This is a genomic window from uncultured Psychrosphaera sp. (genome assembly GCF_947500655.1).
In the GTDB taxonomy this organism is placed as follows: Bacteria; Pseudomonadota; Gammaproteobacteria; order Enterobacterales; family Alteromonadaceae; genus Psychrosphaera.
The window spans coordinates 95001-116648 of record NZ_CANMSK010000011.1 but is presented as its reverse complement, the minus strand read 5'-3'; the positions used below and the strand labels follow the sequence as shown (position 1 = coordinate 116648).

General features: G+C 36.9%; 20 protein-coding genes. 9 read left to right on the top strand and 11 right to left on the bottom strand.

Annotated elements, in window-relative coordinates; genetic code table 11:
• The first annotated feature begins 12 nt into the window (after window positions 1-12).
• The 3 genes from Q0940_RS10810 to Q0940_RS10800 all read left to right on the top strand — a co-directional run bounded on the left by Q0940_RS10810 (window position 13) and on the right by Q0940_RS10800 (window position 4303).
• The gene (locus tag Q0940_RS10810; RefSeq protein ID WP_299268279.1) at window positions 13-2028 is read left to right on the top strand and encodes an NADPH-dependent 2,4-dienoyl-CoA reductase; all 2016 of its coding nucleotides are present in this window, start codon (window positions 13-15) and stop codon (window positions 2026-2028) included.
• Window positions 2029-2189: 161 nt separating this feature from the next.
• Window positions 2190-2705 (top strand): RNA methyltransferase, encoded by a 516-nt coding sequence (locus tag Q0940_RS10805; protein WP_299268276.1) that lies wholly within the window; start codon window positions 2190-2192, stop codon window positions 2703-2705.
• Window positions 2706-2953: 248 nt separating this feature from the next.
• The gene (locus Q0940_RS10800; RefSeq protein ID WP_299268273.1) at window positions 2954-4303 is read left to right on the top strand and encodes a hypothetical protein; all 1350 of its coding nucleotides are present in this window, start codon (window positions 2954-2956) and stop codon (window positions 4301-4303) included.
• Between the two features lie 81 nt (window positions 4304-4384).
• Here Q0940_RS10800 and Q0940_RS10795 read toward each other — a convergent pair whose 3' ends face one another.
• Window positions 4385-4813, bottom strand: coding sequence for a DUF3010 family protein (locus Q0940_RS10795; protein ID WP_299268270.1), 429 nt, complete (start codon window positions 4811-4813; stop codon window positions 4385-4387).
• Window positions 4814-4918: 105 nt separating this feature from the next.
• Window positions 4919-6316 (bottom strand): asparagine--tRNA ligase, encoded by a 1398-nt coding sequence (gene asnS, locus Q0940_RS10790; protein ID WP_299268267.1) that lies wholly within the window; start codon window positions 6314-6316, stop codon window positions 4919-4921.
• Window positions 6317-6495: 179 nt separating this feature from the next.
• Between asnS and Q0940_RS10785 the strand changes: the two genes are divergently transcribed.
• The gene (locus tag Q0940_RS10785) at window positions 6496-6858 is read left to right on the top strand and encodes a hypothetical protein (RefSeq protein WP_299268264.1); all 363 of its coding nucleotides are present in this window, start codon (window positions 6496-6498) and stop codon (window positions 6856-6858) included.
• Between the two features lie 90 nt (window positions 6859-6948).
• On the opposite strand, the gene bioA is transcribed toward Q0940_RS10785, so the two are convergent.
• Window positions 6949-8229, bottom strand: coding sequence for an adenosylmethionine--8-amino-7-oxononanoate transaminase (gene bioA / locus Q0940_RS10780; RefSeq protein WP_299268261.1), 1281 nt, complete (start codon window positions 8227-8229; stop codon window positions 6949-6951).
• Between the two features lie 210 nt (window positions 8230-8439).
• Between bioA and bioB the strand changes: the two genes are divergently transcribed.
• From bioB to Q0940_RS10755, 5 genes are all read left to right on the top strand, one after another.
• Window positions 8440-9492: a biotin synthase BioB gene (gene bioB, locus Q0940_RS10775; RefSeq protein WP_299268258.1), complete on the top strand. Its 1053-nt coding sequence runs from the start codon at window positions 8440-8442 to the stop codon at window positions 9490-9492.
• 18 nt (window positions 9493-9510) lie between these two features.
• Window positions 9511-10713: an 8-amino-7-oxononanoate synthase gene (locus Q0940_RS10770; protein WP_299268255.1), complete on the top strand. Its 1203-nt coding sequence runs from the start codon at window positions 9511-9513 to the stop codon at window positions 10711-10713.
• On the top strand, window positions 10710-11522 hold the full coding sequence (locus tag Q0940_RS10765; RefSeq protein ID WP_299268252.1) for a methyltransferase domain-containing protein: 813 nt from the start codon (window positions 10710-10712) through the stop codon (window positions 11520-11522). The genes Q0940_RS10770 and Q0940_RS10765 overlap by 4 nt, the downstream gene beginning before the upstream one ends.
• The gene (gene bioD / locus Q0940_RS10760; protein ID WP_299268249.1) at window positions 11522-12271 is read left to right on the top strand and encodes a dethiobiotin synthase; all 750 of its coding nucleotides are present in this window, start codon (window positions 11522-11524) and stop codon (window positions 12269-12271) included. The genes Q0940_RS10765 and bioD overlap by 1 nt, the downstream gene beginning before the upstream one ends.
• 368 nt (window positions 12272-12639) lie before the next feature.
• Complete coding sequence (locus Q0940_RS10755) at window positions 12640-13176, top strand: YaeQ family protein (protein ID WP_299268246.1); 537 nt, start codon at window positions 12640-12642, stop codon at window positions 13174-13176.
• A 113-nt stretch (window positions 13177-13289) separates the two neighbouring features.
• On the opposite strand, the gene Q0940_RS10750 is transcribed toward Q0940_RS10755, so the two are convergent.
• The 8 genes from Q0940_RS10750 to pta all read right to left on the bottom strand — a co-directional run bounded on the left by Q0940_RS10750 (window position 13290) and on the right by pta (window position 21648).
• Window positions 13290-15614, bottom strand: a complete 2325-nt coding sequence (locus Q0940_RS10750; protein ID WP_299268243.1) for a methyl-accepting chemotaxis protein — start codon at window positions 15612-15614, stop codon at window positions 13290-13292.
• A gap of 170 nt (window positions 15615-15784) precedes the next feature.
• Window positions 15785-15970, bottom strand: coding sequence for a DUF2897 family protein (locus Q0940_RS10745; protein ID WP_299268241.1), 186 nt, complete (start codon window positions 15968-15970; stop codon window positions 15785-15787).
• Between the two features lie 3 nt (window positions 15971-15973).
• Window positions 15974-16684, bottom strand: coding sequence for a M15 family metallopeptidase (locus Q0940_RS10740; RefSeq protein WP_299268236.1), 711 nt, complete (start codon window positions 16682-16684; stop codon window positions 15974-15976).
• Between the two features lie 32 nt (window positions 16685-16716).
• On the bottom strand, window positions 16717-17853 hold the full coding sequence (dapE, locus tag Q0940_RS10735; RefSeq protein WP_299268233.1) for a succinyl-diaminopimelate desuccinylase: 1137 nt from the start codon (window positions 17851-17853) through the stop codon (window positions 16717-16719).
• 9 nt (window positions 17854-17862) lie between these two features.
• Window positions 17863-18210 (bottom strand): ArsC family reductase, encoded by a 348-nt coding sequence (locus Q0940_RS10730; RefSeq protein WP_299268230.1) that lies wholly within the window; start codon window positions 18208-18210, stop codon window positions 17863-17865.
• 5 nt (window positions 18211-18215) lie between these two features.
• Window positions 18216-18749, bottom strand: a complete 534-nt coding sequence (locus Q0940_RS10725; protein WP_299268225.1) for a PTS glucose transporter subunit IIA — start codon at window positions 18747-18749, stop codon at window positions 18216-18218.
• 9 nt (window positions 18750-18758) lie between these two features.
• Entirely contained in the window at window positions 18759-19151 is a 393-nt protein-coding gene (locus Q0940_RS10720; RefSeq protein ID WP_299268223.1) for an ACT domain-containing protein, read from the bottom strand.
• 361 nt (window positions 19152-19512) lie between these two features.
• Window positions 19513-21648: a phosphate acetyltransferase gene (pta, locus tag Q0940_RS10715; RefSeq protein WP_299268220.1), complete on the bottom strand. Its 2136-nt coding sequence runs from the start codon at window positions 21646-21648 to the stop codon at window positions 19513-19515.

Sequence of the window (21648 nt, the reverse complement as noted above, 5' to 3'; positions counted from 1 at the left end):
AAAGGGTCGAATATGCCTTATCCGCATTTATTAAAACCATTAGATCTAGGGTTCACTCAGTTAGCAAATCGTGTATTAATGGGGTCAATGCACACAGGATTAGAAGAAGAAAAAAAAGGCTTTAATAAACTAGCTGCTTTTTATGAGGAACGAGCCAAAGGTGGAGTAGGCCTTATGGTTACTGGTGGTATCGCACCAAACTTTGCCGGCCGAGTTGAACCATTCGGTTCACAGTTAAGTCACTTCTGGCATGTAAAAAAGCATAAAATCATAACTGATACCGTACATAAATATGACAGTAAAATTTGTTTACAAATTTTGCACACAGGTCGCTACGCCTATCACCCATTTAATGTCAGCTGTTCAGCTATTAAAGCGCCAATAAATCCGTTTAAACCTAAAGCCTTGTCAGAACGTGGCATAAACAAAACGATACGTGATTTTGTTAAATGTGCAGGTCTTGCTCAAAAAGCTGGTTATGACGGTGTCGAGATCATGGGATCTGAAGGTTATTTAATTAATCAATTTATTGCGCCAAAAACCAATAAACGTACAGATCAGTGGGGCGGTAGTTTTGAAAACAGAACACGCCTAGCACTAGAGATTGTAAAACAAACAAGAGAAAAGGTCGGTACGGACTTCATTATTATTTTCCGACTCTCTATGATAGATCTTGTTGATGATGGTTCTACTTTTGAAGAAGTTGTGCAACTGGCTAAGTTATTAGAGCAAGCTGGCGTTACTATGTTAAATACCGGTATTGGCTGGCATGAAGCTAGGATCCCAACCATAGTTACTTCTGTACCAAGAAAAGCATTCACTTGGATATCAGAGCGTATTAAACAAGAAGTTTCTATTCCTGTTATTGCGACTAACCGCATTAATACACCAGAGGTAGCGGAAGAAATATTATCAAGCGGACAAGCTGATATGGTCTCTATGGCTCGTCCATTATTAGCCGATGCTGAATTTGTAAATAAAGCTGCTGCGGATCAGAGTGACAAGATAAATACTTGTATCGCCTGTAATCAAGGTTGTTTAGATCATGTATTTGCTCGTAAACGTGCAACCTGTCTAGTTAATCCTGTAGCTTGTTATGAAACAGAATTAGTATTTAAAACGGCAAATAAAGCTAAAAAATTAGCAGTGATTGGTGCAGGGCCATCTGGAATGGCGTTCTCAGCTTATGCCGCGGAAAAAGGTCACGAGGTGCATTTATTTGATGCTGCGGATGAAATTGGTGGGCAATTTAATATTGCCAAAACGATTCCCGGCAAAGAAGAGTTTTTTGAGACTATTCGTTATTTTGAAAACAAACTAAAAGACGAAAATGTAACTCTTCATTTAGGTCAGTTCCAGTCAGTTGAAAGTTTAAAAGCCATGGGCTTTGATGAAGTTATAGTAGCAACTGGAATTACACCAAGAACACTTGACTTACCTGGGTTCGACTCTGACAAAGTATTGGGTTATATAGACATATTAAAACTTAACAAACCAGTTGGAGATAAAGTTGCTATTATTGGCGCTGGCGGCATTGGTTTTGATGTTGCTTGTAGTTTAATTCAACCTGAATCCCATACATTGGACTTGGAACATTGGTTAGATTATTGGGGGGTTGATAAAACGTATCAAAACCGTGGCGCAATAAAACCTATTGTGGAAGATAAAGTAAATAAAACCATTTACCTTATGCAACGTAAAGACACTAAAGTGGGCGCTGGTTTGGGTAAAACATCCGGTTGGGTTCACAGAGCTGAACTTAAACGTGCTGGCGTGCAGATGATCAATAAAGTCGAATATAAGAGTTTGTCAGATAAAGGCTTAGAAGTGGTTATTGATGGCAAACAACAATACTTAGATGTAGACAATGTCATTGTGTGTGCAGGGCAAACGTCCAACAGTAAATTATATGATGAATTAAAAGAAAGTGGCGTGACCGTACATTTAATTGGTGGTGCGAGTATAGCTGCAGAGCTTGATGCTAAACGTGCAATTCGCCAAGGGGCAGATTTAGCCGCGATTATTTAATTAAAAGTGATATTAGCTAACCTAGTAATAGATCAAAACTTAAGTAATAAAATGTAATTACAGCTATCAATACTCAGACGATAATGTAAAAATTACGTATATTTGAAAGCCAAGCATCAGCTTGGCTTTTTACTGCTTTAACGTAAAACAAAGAACAAACTATGACATCTGCAAATACTAATAAAGTGACAATTTGTTTAACCAATCCTAAAAGCCCAACCAATGTTGGTGCGGTATTAAGAGCCGCAGGTTGTTTTGGTGCTAATGAGATCCTTTATACCGGTAACCGTTATGACCGCGCTAAAAAATTCACCACAGATACTCAAAATGTAAATGATGAAATTGGTTTATCTCACGTTGAAGACTTCCTAGCGGAAAAACCAAGTAATGTCCCTCTAATATGCGTAGACTTGGTGGAAGGGGCAACGTCGCTACCTGAGTTTCAACATCCAGAAAGTGCTTTTTATGTGTTTGGCCCAGAAGATGGTTCAATCAACCAAAAGATAATAGACAAAGCTGATCATGTGGTTTTTATGCCAACCAATGGCAGTTTGAATTTAGGCGCATCAGTTAATGTGGTGTTATACGATAGAGTTGCCAAATCCAATGTGAAAATTGAAAATGATAAACTTATTCGTGAAAGTCGCGATGGGAATAATCGACTTAAAGTGAAGTGATGAGACTATAACTCCAGGCAATAAAAACCAATTTGTTGAATTTTTTACTTGTTTGTTAATTACCTCAAAAATTGAGGAGTTTGTGATGTTTTTGGAGCAAATTAAATTAAGTTAAATTCAGGAATGTTTTATATGAGAATAAAATAAAAGTCATCCAGCTCCATGATATCCATTCTGGCTTATAGTTTGCTTATTATTTATGTAGAGATTTATAAGTCTAACTTTTAATGAAAAGAGATGTTAATCACATGGATGTAATAACTAACAAATGGCGTTCAAATACAGACATTACGCAAAAAATTCCGCTGCAATCAAAATCTACACCTAGCCACAATAAAATGCATGAAACAAACGTTTCTATGTCCTCTTTAGCATCAAAATTAACAAAGGCGCAAAGTTCTATTGAATACGCCCAATTAAATCAGCAAACTTTATCTTGGGAACGGAGTGATCTGGACTTAAATATTAAAGGTAACTCAAATAGCGTTGCTTCTGCAAAAATAGAATTTGAACAACTATCTAAAACTCAACTTGAGACGATAGCATTAGACCCTAGTAATACCTTCACCGCCTCTGAAAAACTAGCAGCTTATGAACAGTGGCATACATTAGATCAAGTTGAGCTCTCATCATTAAAACGAGAAGCACTTGCTGATCACAGTACGACAGACGCAATGGTCTCTTTTGAAAATTCGTTATTATCCCACACAGACTCTTTTTCAGATCTTAGCAAAGCAATGATCTCTAGTGATTATAACTCACAAGCAAGTGCACAATTTAAATCAACGTTAAATGAGCTAGGCCTCACAACAACTGACGATAATAGCCAATTTGAACATTATTATGAAGTCATGGTAGAACGTATTTTTGGTGGAAATGAACCCCCAGTTCAAAGCGGTGTTACTACGGAAAATTTGTTAAAAATCCCAGCTGAATTTTTAACACAGGAAGACCGAGATACAATCGCAGGTATGTTTCAATATGCCGATGAAAACGATATCGATACTCACTATATAATGTTGCTGGCCTTCGATTTAGGTGGTTATAGACAATTTGATAATGGAGAAATGTTAGGTAGTTATAATGGCAATCATTTTGACTCAGAGGGACATTTACTCTCGATCAGTTTTACGGATGAAGACCAGACAACTATCGATAACCTTTTTGCTAGTGATGCTTTATCTTCCACAAGCTTAGATAAAGGATTTATTTCATTCATCACAGACTCTGCATCTGGAACTGGTGCGTTGTCTCACGCGGGAAGTTATGAATTTTTGCAACACATGGTAGAGGTAACAGCCGGAGTAGAAACCAGCGCGACACCTAATGAATTTACAGAGTTTACTAGAGCTGAAGAGCGATATGTCATAACCGCTTCAGAAGAAGTAGTACTTCATAGAGTAGAGCCTGATATTGTTTGTAAAAATGGCCACTGTGAAGTCACTGAAAAAGGCCGTGAAAACGGGGTTACTTTAAAGGGCGAGAATAATAACTTTACACCTGAATTTGACCTTCAAGCTGATTTTTTAGAGTCATTTTTACAGCGAAAAATTAATACTGAAACAAAAGAAGAAACGTGGTTTAAATGGTTTATGTAGTAAGTAAATTAATTTCAATTGAAATAAAAAAACCACTTAAATCAGTGGTTTTTTATTGAATACGATTTTATTTAAAGCGTATTATAAATCACGCAGGGCAAACGAGTACGCTGTATAAAAAGCGTCTTCTTGGAATTTACGTAATTCCAAATCTTTCATATTGTAATCCAGTGGATTCTTTTTCAGCGTCTCTTTGATTTCAGTCGCAGGTATCACTTCAACAGAAACTGAGTCGATTAACTGAATCGCTGCTTCCATTTTAAAGCTGTTCGTACTACCTGCAAACTTACCTTTCGCATGACGTTGCTTGATCACAACTTTGTCGATGGCGTAATCGTCAATCAACTTAATCATTTGAAATTGAAAGCCACGAACGCCTTCCGCTGTTTCTGCATCACGTAATTCGATGCCGCGAGTACGACATTCCATAACGTTAAATAATCCTGACTCTGATGCCATTAAACACAATACAGCTTCTTTTGCGTTTAATTCTATACCTAATATTTTCATGATAAACCTCATGTTCTTTTTCATTAAAAAGGGGCTTTAATTAGCCCCTATACCAATTTAATTAAAAACTGGTTGAATTATTAATCTCTAACACAAACTACTATTTTAGTAGTTTGCTGTACCTGGTGCACGTGGGAAGGCGATAACGTCACGAACATTTTGCATACCAGTTACATAAGCAACCAAACGTTCAAAACCTAAGCCAAAACCAGCGTGAGGAACAGAGCCGTAGCGACGTAAGTCACGGTACCAACTGTAATCTTCCTTATCTAATCCCATTTCTTCTAAACGGGCATCAAATACGTCTAATCTTTCTTCACGTTGAGAACCACCAATGATTTCACCAATACCTGGTGCAAGTACGTCCATTGCTGCAACGGTTTTACCATCGTCGTTTTGACGCATGTAGAATGCTTTAATATCACGAGGATAATTTTGCATAATAATTGGCGCACCAACATGTTCTTCTGCAAGGTAACGTTCGTGTTCAGAAGATAAGTCAATTCCCCATGCAACCGGGAATTCAAATTCTTTACCTGATTTTAACAAGATATCAATTGCATCAGTGTAGTCCATACGAACAAACGGTGAATTAATTACTTGCTCTAAACGAGAGATCGCTGTTTTTTCAACACGTTGTGCGAAAAAGTTCATGTCATCTGGTAATTCAGTTAGTACGGCTTTAAATACGTATTTTAATAAATCTTCAGATAACTGAGCAATGTCGGCTAAGTCAGCAAAAGCGACTTCTGGCTCAATCATCCAAAATTCAGCTAAGTGACGGCTTGTATTTGAATTTTCGGCACGGAAAGTAGGGCCAAAAGTATAAATTTTGCTTAGTGCACAAGCGTAAGTTTCACCATTTAATTGACCAGAAACGGTTAAGTAAGCTTCTTTACCAAAAAAGTCTTGGCTGTAATCAACTTCGCCTTTGTCAGTCATTGGTGTATTAACCATATCTAAGGTAGATACACGGAACATTTCGCCAGCACCTTCACAGTCAGATGCTGTGATGATAGGAGTACTCACCCAGTAATAACCTTGTTCATGGAAAAAACGATGAACAGCTTGAGCTAAACAGTTACGAACTCGAGCAACCGCACCAATTATATTAGTACGAGGACGCAAGTGTGCGTGTTCTCTTAAGTATTCTATTGAATGACGTTTAGCTGACATTGGATAAGTATCTGGATTTTCAACCCAACCAACGATTTTAACGTCAGTTGCTTGAATTTCTAGTGCTTGTCCTTGGCCTTCTGATTGCACAAGTTCACCCGTTACTTCAACAGAACAGCTTGTTGTAAGCTTAGTAATGTCTTCGTAATTAGGAAGTGAATTAGGTGCAACTGCTTGGATAGGGTCAAAACATGAACCGTCATGAACGGCCAAAAATGAGATCCCAGCTTTTGAATCACGTTTAGTGCGGATCCAACCTTTAACTGTAACTGTGTCGCCGGCAGAGAAGTCGCCAGATAATAATGATTTTACTGAATTATGAGCCATATTTTTATCGGTCTAAATATTGTTTTAAAAAAAGTATATATATGTCGACAATATTACTGGCTTGAGGGCTAGATACAAGCACTAATAGAGTGTAGGCTAAACTTATTAAACAAAATTAGGCCAATTGAACGAATTATGTTCAATATGAAGAGGTTGAAACGAAATATAGAGGTTATTTCATGTGGTACGGTAAAGAACAGCGAAGCGGTAATTCAGATTGGGTTAGTGTCACTATTAATATGTTTAATATATTTTCTTGGATAGTTTTTTTAATTGCGCTGGTTATTTACCATTATGCGAAACCAGAAGTGGAATATGTGATCTACCAAATAATTGATGAAAAAGTCAGTGTCAGAACAAATTGGTTGTTAGAGTTAAAGGGCTGGTTGGAGATAACTCTGTACTTTTGTCTATCATTGTCACTAGTCACAATAGTATTAAATCAGTTTAGGTTAAAAAGACGAACCGACAGACAAAGATATAATATGTATATGCTGTTTTTAATTAGTCTTGTGTTTTTTACTTTTGTGACCGCGTCTTAAACCTAAAATTTGAGTTTGCGCTTTTTATCTAGGTATAGTTAATGTTGAAATTAGAAGTGAAAGTCGGTAGTTAAAATACGTTAAAAGCATTTACAATGCTTTTAACGTATTTACTATGCCAGAAGTTAAATTAGTTAAGTCTTGTTCTGAGATCACATATTGCGGCATTACATAAACTAACTTACCAAAAGGTCTTATCCATAAACCATATTCTATAAACTGCTTTTGAATTTTCGCTACATCCACAACCTGTTTCATTTCTACTACACCAATTGCCCCCAATACTCGTACATCAGAGACAGTTTCAAGTTCTAAACAAGGTTGTAAGCCTCTACGTAATCCTAGTTCAATCTGTTGGACTTGTGCAAACCAATCACCTGTCATTAACAAATTCAAACTGGCGTTAGCTGCGGCACAAGCTAATGGATTTGCCATAAATGTTGGTCCGTGCATTAAAACACCGGCCTCACATTGGCTAATATCCAACGCGACTTTATCAGTACAAAGCGTGGCCGCCAAAGTCATATAACCGCCTGTAATTGCTTTTCCTAGACAAAGTATATCTGGTGTTATTTGTGCGTGTTCACAGGCGAACATTTTACCTGTACGGCCAAAGCCGGTAGCAATTTCATCGGCAATTAATAATATGCCATATTGCTCGCAAATTAGTTTCGCTTCACGAATAAAGTCAGGATGATAAAATCGCATACCGCCAGCGCCTTGCACCACAGGTTCTAGAATTAACGCGGCAATATGCTCATTGCTGTTTTGTAATAAGGTTTTTAATTCATCTAATTCTGCTAAATCAAAAGTGTCACTAGGTTTGCTTTTTGGTGCGTCTATAAAATAGTTTTTAGGTAAAATATCTGAATATAAAGAATGCATAGAATTAACAGGGTCACAAACTGCCATCGCACCAAATGTGTCACCATGGTAGCCATGTTTAATAGTGACAAATTTATTTCTATTTTTATAACCTCGGCCTAATTGACATTGAATTGCCATTTTTAGTGCCACTTCAACGCTAACTGAACCACTGTCAGCTAAAAATACTTTCTCAAGTCCTTGAGGTGTTAATTCAACTAACTTTTTACATAAATCAATTGCAGGGCTGTGGGTTAAACCACCAAACATCACATGACTCATTTTACCTAGCTGATCCGTTATTGCTTGGTTTATAACAGGGTGGTTATAACCATGTATAACTGACCACCAAGACGACATTCCGTCAATTAATTCAGTACCATCTTCAAGTTTGATACGCACACCGTCAGCACTTTTTACTGGGTAAGAAGGCAAGGGGGATTGCATCGACGTGTAAGGGTGCCAAATATGTTGCTCATCAAATTTAACGTCAATTGGTTTGGTCATAAAGTAGCCTGATGTAAATGTTTGTGTCATTTGTAAATTGACAATGTTTTGTCGGCAGCTAGACTAGCCAAAAAATGTAATAGGTTCAATGATAGTTTTAGAAATATAGCTTTTAAAACCATTTAGCCTAGCAATACAATTTTATTACACATTATTAGTTAAGCCTTTCAAAGAAAATTGGCTGCTAGGTAATACGCTTGAGGAATAAATATGACTACAGAAATCAGAAATAATTGGACGTTGGAACAAGTTAACGAGCTATTTTCTATGCCATTTAACGACTTAATGTTTAAAGCTCAAGTAATACACAGAGAGCATTTTGATCCCAACCAAGTACAAGTCAGTACCTTGTTATCAATTAAAACAGGGGCCTGTCCTGAAGATTGTAAATATTGTCCACAAAGTGCTCGTTACTCTACGGGCCTTGAAAAAGAACGACTGATGGAAGTTGAAAAAGTACTGACAAGAGCCAAAGAAGCCAAAGAGATGGGCTCTACACGATTTTGTATGGGCGCGGCATGGCGTAATCCAAAAGACAGAGATATGCCTTATGTCATTGAAATGATCAAAGGGGTTAGAAAGCTAGGGTTAGAAACCTGCATGACGCTTGGCATGTTAAGCAAAGAACAAGCGCTGGCGTTAAATGAAGCGGGCTTAGATTATTACAATCACAACTTAGATACATCTCCAGAATATTATGGTGACATAATTACAACCCGCACCTATGAAGACCGTCTTGTGACGTTACAAAACGTGCGTGACGCAGGAATGAACGTATGTTCTGGTGGCATTGTTGGTTTGGGGGAAAGTGCCAAAGACCGTTCTGGGCTGTTAATCGCCTTAGCCAATTTACCGCGTCATCCTGAAAGTGTACCAATTAACATGTTAGTTAAAGTAGAAGGTACGCCACTGGATAATGTGGAAGATTTAGAGTCGTTTGAGTTTATACGCACCATCGCAATTGCCCGTATTATGATGCCTAAATCACACGTGCGTTTATCAGCAGGGCGTGAAGGTATGAATGAACAAATGCAGGCTATGTGTTTCTTAGCTGGCGCTAATTCAATATTTTATGGTTGTAAGCTTTTAACCACTGGTAATCCAGATGAACACTTTGACCAGAAGTTATTTAAGAAACTAGGTATTAACTCTGAAAAGAGCCGTGATTATTCTGATGAAACCAAAGAAGCTGCGCTTCTTGAAAAAATAAGCGAGCAAGTAAACGAGAAGAGTAAGCCAAAAGATCTGTTTTACCCAGCATAACTAACGAAAATTCTTATTATGTTTGAAGCAACTCTCAATCAAAGACTACAACAACAGGCCTGCTCAGGTCTGTTGCGTACTCGCCTAATAGCCGATGAAATATCGGCGGCATATTTAACGGTGGATAATAAACAATACCTTAATTTTGCTAGTAACGATTATCTTGGTATTGCGTCTGACAACACAGTTGAAAAATTACTGAGTTCTGACAAACATAAGCATTTATCTTCTGGTGCTATGGCAAGCCCATTGGTAGTTGGTCGTCATAAAATTCATCAAGAATTAGAGCAGTTATTACTGGACTGGGTCGATGCGCCAAAGTCGCATGATTGTTTATTGTTTGGCTCAGGTTACAGTGCCAATACTGGTGTAATAAGCGCTTTGTTTAATCAAAAAAACAAAGACGCATTACTGGTGCAAGATAAGTTTAATCACGCGTCACTAATGGATGTTGGCAGAAACAGCCAAGCATTAGGACACTGTCGTCAACTGCGTTTTATGCATAACGACTTAGCTAGTTTAGCTTCTATTTTAACTAAAGCTGCTCACGATAAAAGCGCCAGTGAGATGCAGAATAAATTAGTGGTGACAGAAGGTGTGTTTAGTATGGATGGCGACCAGCCAGACTTGCCGCCGTTAACTCAAATAACCAAAGCCAATAACGCTTGGTTTATGTTGGATGACGCACATGGTATTGGTGTTCACGGTAACAGAGGTTGTGGCAGCTTATCCGCGCAAGGTATAGCGTTAAGTGACTGTGATATATTGGTTATTACCTTTGGTAAAGCTATTGGCGCTCAAGGTGCAGCAGTTATTGCCACAAAACAAACCATAGAATACCTAACTAATTTTAGTCGTGACTATATTTATTCTACCCATTTATCTCCAACGCAAAGTGCTGCAGCCATCGCCAATATTAAAACCATTCAAGCTGATAATTGGCGCAGAGAAAAGCTGGCTGAAAATATCGAATATTTTAAAAATCACATGAACCACTCCAAATTCACTCTAACCAATAGTAACTCGCCAATTCAGCCAATCATCATTGGTGATGAAACAAAAGCCGTGCAATTGTCTGAGCAATTAAAAGTAAATGGTGTCTGGGCGTCGGCTATGCGTTATCCAACGGTAGCAAAACAACAAGCTAGGTTACGTATTACTATTTCAGCGGCTCATTCAAAACAACAATTAGATCAGCTCATTAAACAGGTGTCAGCATGAGTGTAGTAGCCAACTTAACAAAACCTTGTTTAGAACCAATTGAGTTTAAACAAATTCAAAAGTATTTTTCTGACTCAGCTAAAACCTATGAAACGGGCGCTCAGTTACAGCATAAGGTTGGTGAGAGTTTATTAAATAACTTGTTACTGAATACATTTGAAAATAACAATCGATTAACCTGTGTCGACTTAGGCTGCGGTCCAGGGTTATTTACTCAGCGACTAAACAAACAGTTTAATAAATTTATAGGGTTAGATTTAGCTTGTGACATGTTACGCGCTAACACAACGACAAACCTTAAAGTACAAGCTAACTCTCATTCATTACCATTTTTGCCTGCTAGTATTGATGTCTTTTATTCCAGTTTAATGGTGCAGTGGTGTGACTTAAACCAAGTATTAACTGAAGTTCATCAATGCCTAAAGCCAAATGGGAAAGCGTTTGTAGCTACGTTAGTTGATGGGACGTTATTTGAACTAGAACATGCATGGTCAAGAGTAGACTCAGATAAACATATCCATAATTATTTAACAGCAGAGCAATTATCTTATGTGGTGGATACTTTGCCATGGAGCAATGTCAGTTTAAACAAGCAAACGGAACAATTTTGGTTTAGCGATGCAAAAATGTTGGCCAAAGAACTTAAATGCTTGGGCGCTAACTTTGTACAGAATAGAAAAAATAAAGGATTGATCACTCGTAGTGTTTGGCAACAAATGGAACAAGCATATCAGGCCGAATTTTATAACGATCAAAAGCAAGCTATTCCAGCCACATATAAAATTATGTATTTAGAGTTAACTAAATAATGAATATCTTTGAACTGTTTACCAAACATAAAAAGATCTTTATTACTGGAACTGATACAGAGGTAGGGAAAACCTACTGTGCAAGTTTAATAGTAAAAGATCTATTTAAAAATGGATTGGATGTATTCCCATTTAAACCCATTTCTGCTGGAACAATTTCTTATATAGAACCATCTGATACGATGTCAAAAACCTCATTGAAATCAAGTGTGACCAAAAGTCATAACTTTAATCGAACAAGTGGTCATAATGTTAGCAAGGCCAATGAAGACGCTATTTCTTTATTTGATGCCGTGCAAAATCGTTACAGTTTAGATCAAATTAACCCAATAGTATTTCAGCAACCAATTGCACCACATATTGCCGCAAAATTAGAGAATAAAACACTAGACTTTAAATTACTCAATAACGTGTTTAATAATGTCGATACGCTAGGTGATGTGCAAATTATTGAAGGTGCGGGAGGATGGCATTTACCACTTAATAACACTGAATTATTAAGTGATTGGGTGGCATTAAAAAAACTACCTGTAATTTTAGTGGTTGGTATTAAGTTAGGTTGTTTAAATCATGCTTTGTTAACAGCGCAAGCGATTGAACAAAGTGGCTGTGAGCTTATTGGTTGGATAGCCAACTTTATAGGTGGTGAAAATGACATCGCTCGTGAGAACTTAGCCTTTTTACAACAGAAACTAACCGCACCATTAATTACTCAAATCAAGCAAGGACAAACAGAGGTTTTACTTTAGTTTATTAAATAATTGTATTGGTATTATTATGTTATCACTGTGAGTGTTATCATGTGCGCCATACGCAGTAATACCAATTTTATTAAGTATTTAGTCATTCAGCGCCATGTCAGAGCTTTTAGTTCGAGGCGTTTGAATGCAGTAATACTGGACGTCTTTCAAATTCGAACAACAAAGAAATAGAAGCTCTGAATGGCGTCTCCGATCCGATGGGTCTAAAAAAGCATTAATACGGCTTCAAAAATTTTTGACGTAGAACAACTATGCCTTCAATCTTGTTCCTTGTCTTAATGCTTTTTAGTTCCTCTGAGTGACTAAATACTTAATAAAATTGGTATAATAATTATTTATAAAAAAGAAGAGAGCCAATGGCGCAAAAAGCGACAATATTTAAAGCCGAAATTTCCATATCTGATATGGATCGAAATTATTACCAAGATCATAATTTAACCGTCGCTAGACATCCATCAGAAACAGACGAGAGGATGATGTTGCGTCTTGTGGCATTTATTCAAAATGCTCACGAGTTTTTAAGTTTTAGTAAAGGAATTAGTGACGACGAAGAGCCTGATTTATGGCAAAAAGATTATTCAGATGTTATTGAGTTGTGGATTGAGCTAGGGCAACCGTCAGAGCAACGCATTAAAAAGGGCTGTAACCAGTCACAAAAAATGATGATTTACTCATATGCCGACAACAGTTTTAATCAATGGTGGAGTAAAGAGGGTAACAAGTTATCTCAACGTTCAAATTTATCCGTAGTGACATTACCTGCAGAGCTTGCGGGTGAGTTATCTGGTTTAACTGAACGTAACATGCAAATCCAAGTGACAATTCAAGACGGTCAAATGTGGTTGAATATTAATAACCATAATATTGAAGTTAGCTCAACCTTAGTCTCATAGTAGGTTGAGCACTAATATAATTGGTATTACTCATTGATAAGCCAATTGTAAGCAGATTGAGCATTACATATAAGCTCAATCTGCCTTTTCTCTGATTTTTTAATTTAACAGGTTTAGTCGTTCAACTTAAATTGAGAAACTTGACTGTTAATGCTTTTAGATACATCGGTTAATTTGTTCGCTGCTTGCTCATTCTCTACCGCTTTTTGCGCAACATCTTTTGATTGATGATCTATTAACGACATATTTTTATTTATCTCACCTATAGTTTGGGTTTGTTCATCGGTGGCGGTGGCAACAGATACAATCAATTGCTCCATTTGATGAATTCTATCGGTTAAACCATCAATAGTATCTTTAAGTTCTAACACTCGCGTACTGCCTTTACTGGCAATGTTAGTGGCATTATCCATACTGGCTAATGCGCCATTTGTGGTTTTGTCGAGTATCTCTAACTTCTTCTGAATTTCAACGGTAGATTCTTGAGTTCTCGACGCTAGGTTTCTAACTTCGTCAGCTACTACGCTAAACCCTCTGCCATGCTCACCAGCTCTTGCTGCTTCTATCGCTGCATTTAATGCAAGTAGATTAGTTTGGTCGGCAATAGATGTGATCAAGTCGAGTACAGACGTTATTTCTTTTACTTCATTATTTAATTCATTAACAACTTGAGAGGTTTCCTGCAATGTTGTCATTAACAGCTGTATATCATCAGAGGCTAGGGCTGCATTAGTACTGCTGGTTTCACATTCTTTAACAACCTCTAAACTTATAGCCTGACTTTCATCACTTATTTGTGACACAGTGGCAATTGACGCTTCAAATTGCTCTAAGGCCGCGACTGTATTTCTAGTTGCATCCGTTTGCGATAAGATAATATTTTGGCTTTGTTTCGCAACATTTAACACTATGTCGGATTCAATTAAAATTTGCTTTGATGTGTTTCTAATATCATAGATAATACTATGAAATTTACTGATGATTTCATTAAACGCACGAGAAATATCGCCAAATTCATTAGTACCGTCATAATCTATTTTTGCCGTTAAATCACCATCACCTTTGGCAATGTCATTCATTACATCAGATAAATTATTAAGATGCAGACTGATACTTCTTGCTACTAAATAGCCTAACGTACTGCCTACAATTAAAAATAAAATAACGGTAATAACTGACATATAAGACAGTTCAGATTTTAAATCATCGAAGTTAGAAAATGCTTCTTCAGTTTCAATCTCAGCAATTAAAGCCCAAATTTCACCACCAGAATCAATATAAGTATAAGCAGATAAAACGGGTTTGTTTTTATAGCCTACATATTGAGTAACCCCAGTTTGTTTTTCTAACGCTAACTCGACACCTGTAGATTCAATAGTTAACACGCCAAGGGCGCTGCCAATTCGCTCTATTAAACTAACTTGTTCTGTTGAACTGGTTTCTTTTAATATTTCAAAATACTGTGTTGGCTGCTCTAGTAATAATCGATTTTCACTACGTAACGTTTTGTCTTCGCCAACAAGGTACACTTCACCTGTATTACCCAATCCAACAGAATTCCATTGTTTATCATTGGTCATAATATTAGATATACGGTCAACAGGGAGTTGGAATATTAAGACTCCAATACTCTGACCTTGATCATAAATAGGACTTGCCATAAAAGCGGCTTGTCCATCATAAGAGGGTTGGTAAGTGTTAAATCTTGTGGTGAAAACTTCACCTTTGGCTAAATCTTTTGCACCATTAAATGCCTCAGCTAAACCGCTATTGGCAAATGCTCCGTTATTTAAATTAGTGGCGAAATCTATTTCTTTATACACAGAATAAACAACATCGGCACTGTCTTTACTTACAAGGAAAATATCGTAAAAGCCAAACTCTTCTAAGTAATTACGAATACTGGAGTGGTAAACTTGATGAACTTTGCTGTATGTCGTGCTGTCGGTTGCTAAATCTAACAAATGTTTGTTGCCCACAGGATTAGAGTTAGTTGCTATATAAGCACTTTGTAAGCTGTAAGCCGCACTGTTTTTATCTGGAATTAAATTAGATACATCAATGTCTTTTTTATTAATACTGGCGTATTTATTTTTGAATTCAGTATTGTAAAACGTGATCAGATCATCGTTTGATGCTTGGTATTCACTCAGGTAATCTTCAAATGAATAGTTAAATTCATCTAATCCTGCGATGATCATTTCATTGCCAGCATAGGTTGTGAGCTGGCCCTGTATATTTTCAAGATAATTGGTTAATTGCTGTTTTTTATTTTCTCTAATAGATACTAATAAATTTTGATTTGAAGTGTTTAGAGATTGCTGAATTAAATTAAGAGATGTTTGCCCTGTAAACCAAACTCCTAAAGAGAGTGGGATCAGAGACAAACCAATAGATAATGCTAATAGTCGTTGCTTTACTGTTAATTGAAATGCCACTTATAATTCCCCATTGTCAAAGTCTTTAAATGTTTTTAACTGTGTTAAAAACATGCAGTTCAGGTTGTTATTGTTATTTATGCCCGATACTGTCTTAACTTTTAATATATAGGTTATTAGCGGCTAAAACCATCTTAACTTGAGTGATAAGTCTCCATTGAGATTAAAAATCAGTCATCTTTTAAGCTGTGTTCCAATGTGTCATTGGTTTTGACATTCTCTTTATTTATTAAATCTTTATTTGTGGTATTTGTTTTTTGCATGGGAAACTTTGCAGTTTGTTTCAATAATAGAATATTGGCAATTATAAAACCTAAAACCAATACAATAATGACAATAACAACAAATATGTTCATTGCTTAAATCATCCTATCTGCTGGCGTTATATTAAAAACATAGTGAGACAGTATCTGCTCTATGTTGTCTATTATGGCTTGTTTACCACCAATGTCTGACGTGCTTAAATAATCAATTAACCACTGAGGATTTTGTTGCAGTGCATCTTGGTATTGTGATGAAAGTGGTTGGTAAGACAAATGCCATGGCTCTGGTGCAACGCCAGCATTGTCACTTTGGTAAGGTAAGTAAAATCCAAACTTAGCGCTGTTGGCCATTATCCACTTTGATAGCTTAATGAAAGGCCCTTGAGTATATTCACTTGGTACTAGTTGCAATTGGTAATCCGCATGTACTGCATTTTTATCGTAAATGTCGATATCTGTGCCCCAATGGTGGCGACTTGTACCTGGTAATGCTGAGTAAGTTAAAATAGCTTGCGCTTTTTCCCAGTCAGTTAAGTTTGTCATATCAATAACTTGCTGTTGTCTGTCTAATGCCGGTCTAAGGTTATTAAACTTAGCATTCCATATTGCCAACTGACGCTCAAAGTTTCTAAAGCCAGAGGCAATACAAATATCAAAACCAGCTTGTTTAGCTTCTTGTTGTAATAACAAAAACGCATCTGCCATTTCCCGATGAACAAAAGTACCTCTGCTAAGAACTTGACTAAGCTCGACAACGTGCTGGTCAGTTGTACCTAAAGTTTGTTCTTTGGTTAATTTAAATGGCATTACAGTTCCGCCGTTATTTTAATGTTAGACAGTTATAATAAAGTACGTTCTAGTATTTTTTCATACATCAAAGTTAAATCATCAAGTTCTTGCACACCCACAGATTCATTGATTTTATGAATTGTGGCGTTACATGGGCCTAACTCAATTACTTGTGCCCCAGTTGGTGCTATAAAACGTCCGTCAGATGTGCCACCAGAGGTTGAAAGTATAGGTTCTTTGCCTGTCACGTCTTTTATTGCGCCACTTACTGCTTCTATAAACGTACCTGTATCTGTTAAGAAAGGTAAACCGTTATAGGTCCAATCCAGTTGGTAATTCAATTCGTGTTTGTTAAACAGGGCTTCTACGGTTTTAACAAGTTCATCTGCGGTCACTTCTGTTGAATAACGGAAATTAAACATAATATCTAATTCACCAGGTATTACGTTACCAGCACCAGTTCCACCATTTATATTAGATACTTGAAAGCTAGTTGGTGGGAAATAATCATTACCTTCATCCCACTTAACTTCAGTTAATTCAAATAAAGCATGAGCAACATTATGCACAGGATTGTCCGCTAAATGAGGGTAGGCCACATGACCTTGCACACCATTTACTTTTAAATCGCCGGTTAATGAGCCACGACGACCATTTTTTACTATGTCACCGCAGTAATTGGTACTTGAAGGCTCACCAACTAAACACCAAGTTATTTTTTCATTGCGCTTTTCTAAGGTATCTATAACTTTCATAGTGCCATTAATAAAAGGGCCTTCTTCATCGCTGGTGATCAAAAATGCAATAGAACCTTTGTGATCAGGGTGCTTAGTAACAAAGTTTTCAGTTGCGACCACCATGGCGGCTAAACTGCCTTTCATATCCGCTGCACCACGGGCATATAACATACCGTCAACTATGGTTGGCTCAAAAGGAGGATATGTCCACTTGCTCACATCGCCCGTTGGCACAACGTCTGTGTGACCAGCAAAACAAAAAACAGGCTCTTGTTTCCCTTTACGTGCCCACATATTTAATGTGTCTACATAAAATAAAGACTCGATATCAAAGCCTAGTTTTTCTAATCGTGAAGCCATAAGTTGCTGGCAACCAGCATCTTCTGGAGTAACTGACGGTTTACTAAGTAAGTCTATGGCTAATTCGAGAGTATTAGATAATTTAGTCATTAGGGTTTCCTACTTATTAAAAATTTCAGCGTACTGAGCGTCTTTAAAACCAATATATAATTGATTGCCAACACTTAAAATAGGGCGTTTTATCATAGCTGGAGCAAGTAACATTTGTTCTATTGCTGCTGACTCATTTAAATTGTCTTTGATAGCACTGTCTAATTGACGAAAGGTGGTGCCTCGTTTATTTAAAACCAATTCCCAATCTAAATTTTGGCAAGTATCTATTAGCCATTGTTTATCAAGGCCATCTACACGGTAGTCATGAAATGTATATTCAATCTCTTGGTTATCTAACCATTTTCTGGCTTTTTTTATTGTGTCGCAGTTTTTTATGCCGTACATAGTGATCATAATAATTACTTCTTTTTAATAGGTTTGGGTGCTACTGGTTTTGGAACTAATGAAAAAATAGGATCTGTGCCTATTTGCACATGTTTATGAAAAACTTCAATCGACTTAAATGCTTTAACGTCGAGTAAAATAAAATATAAAAATATAGGTTTCATTTGCTGATTCATTTTGTATAAATCAACTTTTAATAAAGGGTCGTTAATATTGATAGTTTGGCCAATTGTAACCAATGACTTGATGCCAATGCCATTGAATTTAATATATTCAAAAGGAAACTGTAATAGAAAACGTAACTTGTTTTTAGCTTGTATTATGACTTTACCATGACTAGGTACAGTATCAATAACAGTACCGCTAATAGGTGAGTTTACTTGATGACCTTCCATTTTTATTGCAACACCTTCACCAGCACGTTTATAAAACGCTTGGTTACCAGCAAGTTTTGCAATGTTAAATACTTTACCTGATACAGGCGCACCTATTTTTATACCTTTGGCTAAATTAAGTGTCGTAAAATTAACAATAGAGTGAAGTAACATAGTTTATAATTAAGCCTCGTCAGTTCGCACTCTATATTCATTATTACGAAGTTCTTTAATTGCGGTGGGCACGGCGTCTTTTTTCACTAAAATATAGTCGGTATCAAAAGTAGAGATAACAAAAATGCTAATATCTGCTGCCGCAAGTACGCCAGATATATTAGATAATATTCCCGTTAATGAGAAACCTAACGGACCTAACACTTCAAGTGCAATCCAGTTATCTTCATGCTCCAAACTATCCAGCTCAATAGAAGAAGGGCAAACGACAGATAACTCGTCAGGCGTTTTACTAATAAAATAGATTGGAGAAGAAAATACAGCTGACGGGACGGATTGATCATGGTCAAAACTGTGAACTGAAAACGATTCGGCTAACACCTGTAAAGTCTGTTTAGGCATAAAATAACAATCCTTTTAGAAATATAAGACTCTGTATTACTTAAATATACTATGTTTAATGAAAATTAACAGTTATCTATTGTTTAATTTTATTTATACTAAAACACTATGATCTATAGTTAATGGTGGTTTCTTAGCTTAACTTGAATGTTTTCCACAATATCTGTGGATAACTTTGTGTGATACCAATTCACAACTTTTTAACTTGTTGTAATTATTGGTTATTTTTAAATGATCAAAAGGTGTTACATTTTAAACAGTCGTACAATTAAGTCGCAGTTGTAGCTAATTAAACTAGCAGTTAATAAACAAAAAGAGACGTTAGCGTCTCTTTTTGTCATCTTACTGGGTAAAAATAAATTTAATCTTTTGCTTGGATCGCAGTTAAAGCAATTGTGTATACAATATCATCTACTAATGCACCACGAGATAAGTCATTCACTGGTTTTCTCATCCCTTGTAACATTGGACCAATACTAACAACATGAGCACTACGTTGTACGGCTTTATAAGTCGTATTACCTGTGTTTAAGTCAGGGAATATAAACACAGTAGCTTGACCTGCAACTGGGCTATTTGGTGCTTTTTTCTTAGCAACATTTTCCATAACGGCAGCGTCGTATTGTAATGGACCATCAATAATAAGATCTGGACGTAGGTTTTTAGCAATCTCAGTGGCTTTCCTTACTTTTTCCACATCAGCACCAACACCCGATGTTCCGGTTGAGTAACTGATCATCGCTACTTTAGGTTCAATACCAAACGACTTAGCCGAGTCAGCAGATTGAATTGCAATATCGGCAAGTTGTTCTGCATTAGGATCTGGGTTAATCGCGCAATCACCGTAAACTAATACTTGATCTGGTAATAACATAAAGAATATTGATGATACTAAATTTGAACCTGGAGCTGTTTTTATTAATTGTAATGGCGGACGAATTGTATTGGCTGTGGTGCTTACTGCGCCAGACACTAAACCATCAACCTCATCTAACGCTAACATCATAGAAGCAAGTACAACGTTATCTTGTAATTGTTCTTCAGCAACAACGGCGGTTAATCCTTTGTTTTTTCTTATTTCAACCATAGGTGCAATATAGCGTTCTCTGATTTTATCAGGATTTTCAATGATCACATTTTGGTTAAGCTCAACACCTTGTTGAGAAGCAATCAGCTTAATTTCATCTGCATCACCAAGTAACACACATTTAGCTATGCCTCTTTGACCACAAATAGCCGCGGCTTTTATAGTTCTAGGCTCATTGCCTTCAGGTAGAACGATAGTGCGGTTAGCTTTCTTAGCTTTATCTACTAACAAGTATCTAAATGCAGCAGGGGATAACTTACGAGATTTAGGCACATTTTGGATCATATCAGTGATCCATTCTTTAGATATGTGACTTGCAGTATGTTCTTTTACTCGCTCAATGCGCTGTTCATCATCAATAGGCACTTCTACGTTAAATCGTTGTAATAATAACGACGTTTCCCAAGTGTCTGACTCGGTAGATAAAACGGGGACGCCTGTCTCAAATGCCTGTTTACAAAGACTTAAGATAGTTGGTTCTGGCATAAAGCCACCAGTTAATAAAATTGCACCTAGTTTGGTACCATTCATTGCAGCAAGAGCAGCCGCGACTAAAACGTCGGAACGATCTCCCGGTGTTACCAATAAAACACCCGGTTTAACTCGGCCTAAAATATTACCTACGGTACGCGCACAGAAGGTGATACTTCTTAAGCGTCTAAACTCCATATCACCTTGGTTTAATACTTTAGCGCCTAAGTACTCTTGTAAGTCTTTCACTCTTGGGGCAATTAATTCAGGATCCCAAGGTACACAACCAAGCATTTTAAATTGGTGTCTAAAAATAGACATTTGTTGGTATTTAAACGCAACATCCTCAATTTCAACTTTGGTTAATTGCTCAGTAAAGTCATTGGCTAAATTACCGCGAATATCTTGTGGAGCATTTACCTTGTTAAAAATACAACCAATTACGCGTTCTTTATTAAAACCACCATAATTATCGGCAGCAATTTCCAATTGATCTTCCAAAGAGGTAATAGATTCACTGCCCGGCGCAATAACAAATACCACGTCAGCACCAAGAGCTGATGCAATTTGGCGATTGATTTTATTAGCATAAGCTTGTTGTTTAGTTGGCACTAAACCTTCAATTACCACCGCTTCATTTGGGTCAATTTTTGACTCAAATCGACCAACAATTTCTTCCAACAATACATCAACATTACCATCACCAATTAAGGTTTCAGCATATGTTAATTCAAATGGTTCCGGTGGATTAAGGTGAGATAGGGTTCTAAAAATTTCAGTACTTTTATCTGGCCCATTATCACCTAATTTAGGTTGTGAAATAGGTTTGAAAAAATTGACGTTTACCGCCTGACGCTCCATAGAACGTACTAAGCCCATGGTAATTGAGGTTAAACCAACACCAAATCCAACGGGTACTAACATAATTCTGTGTGACAT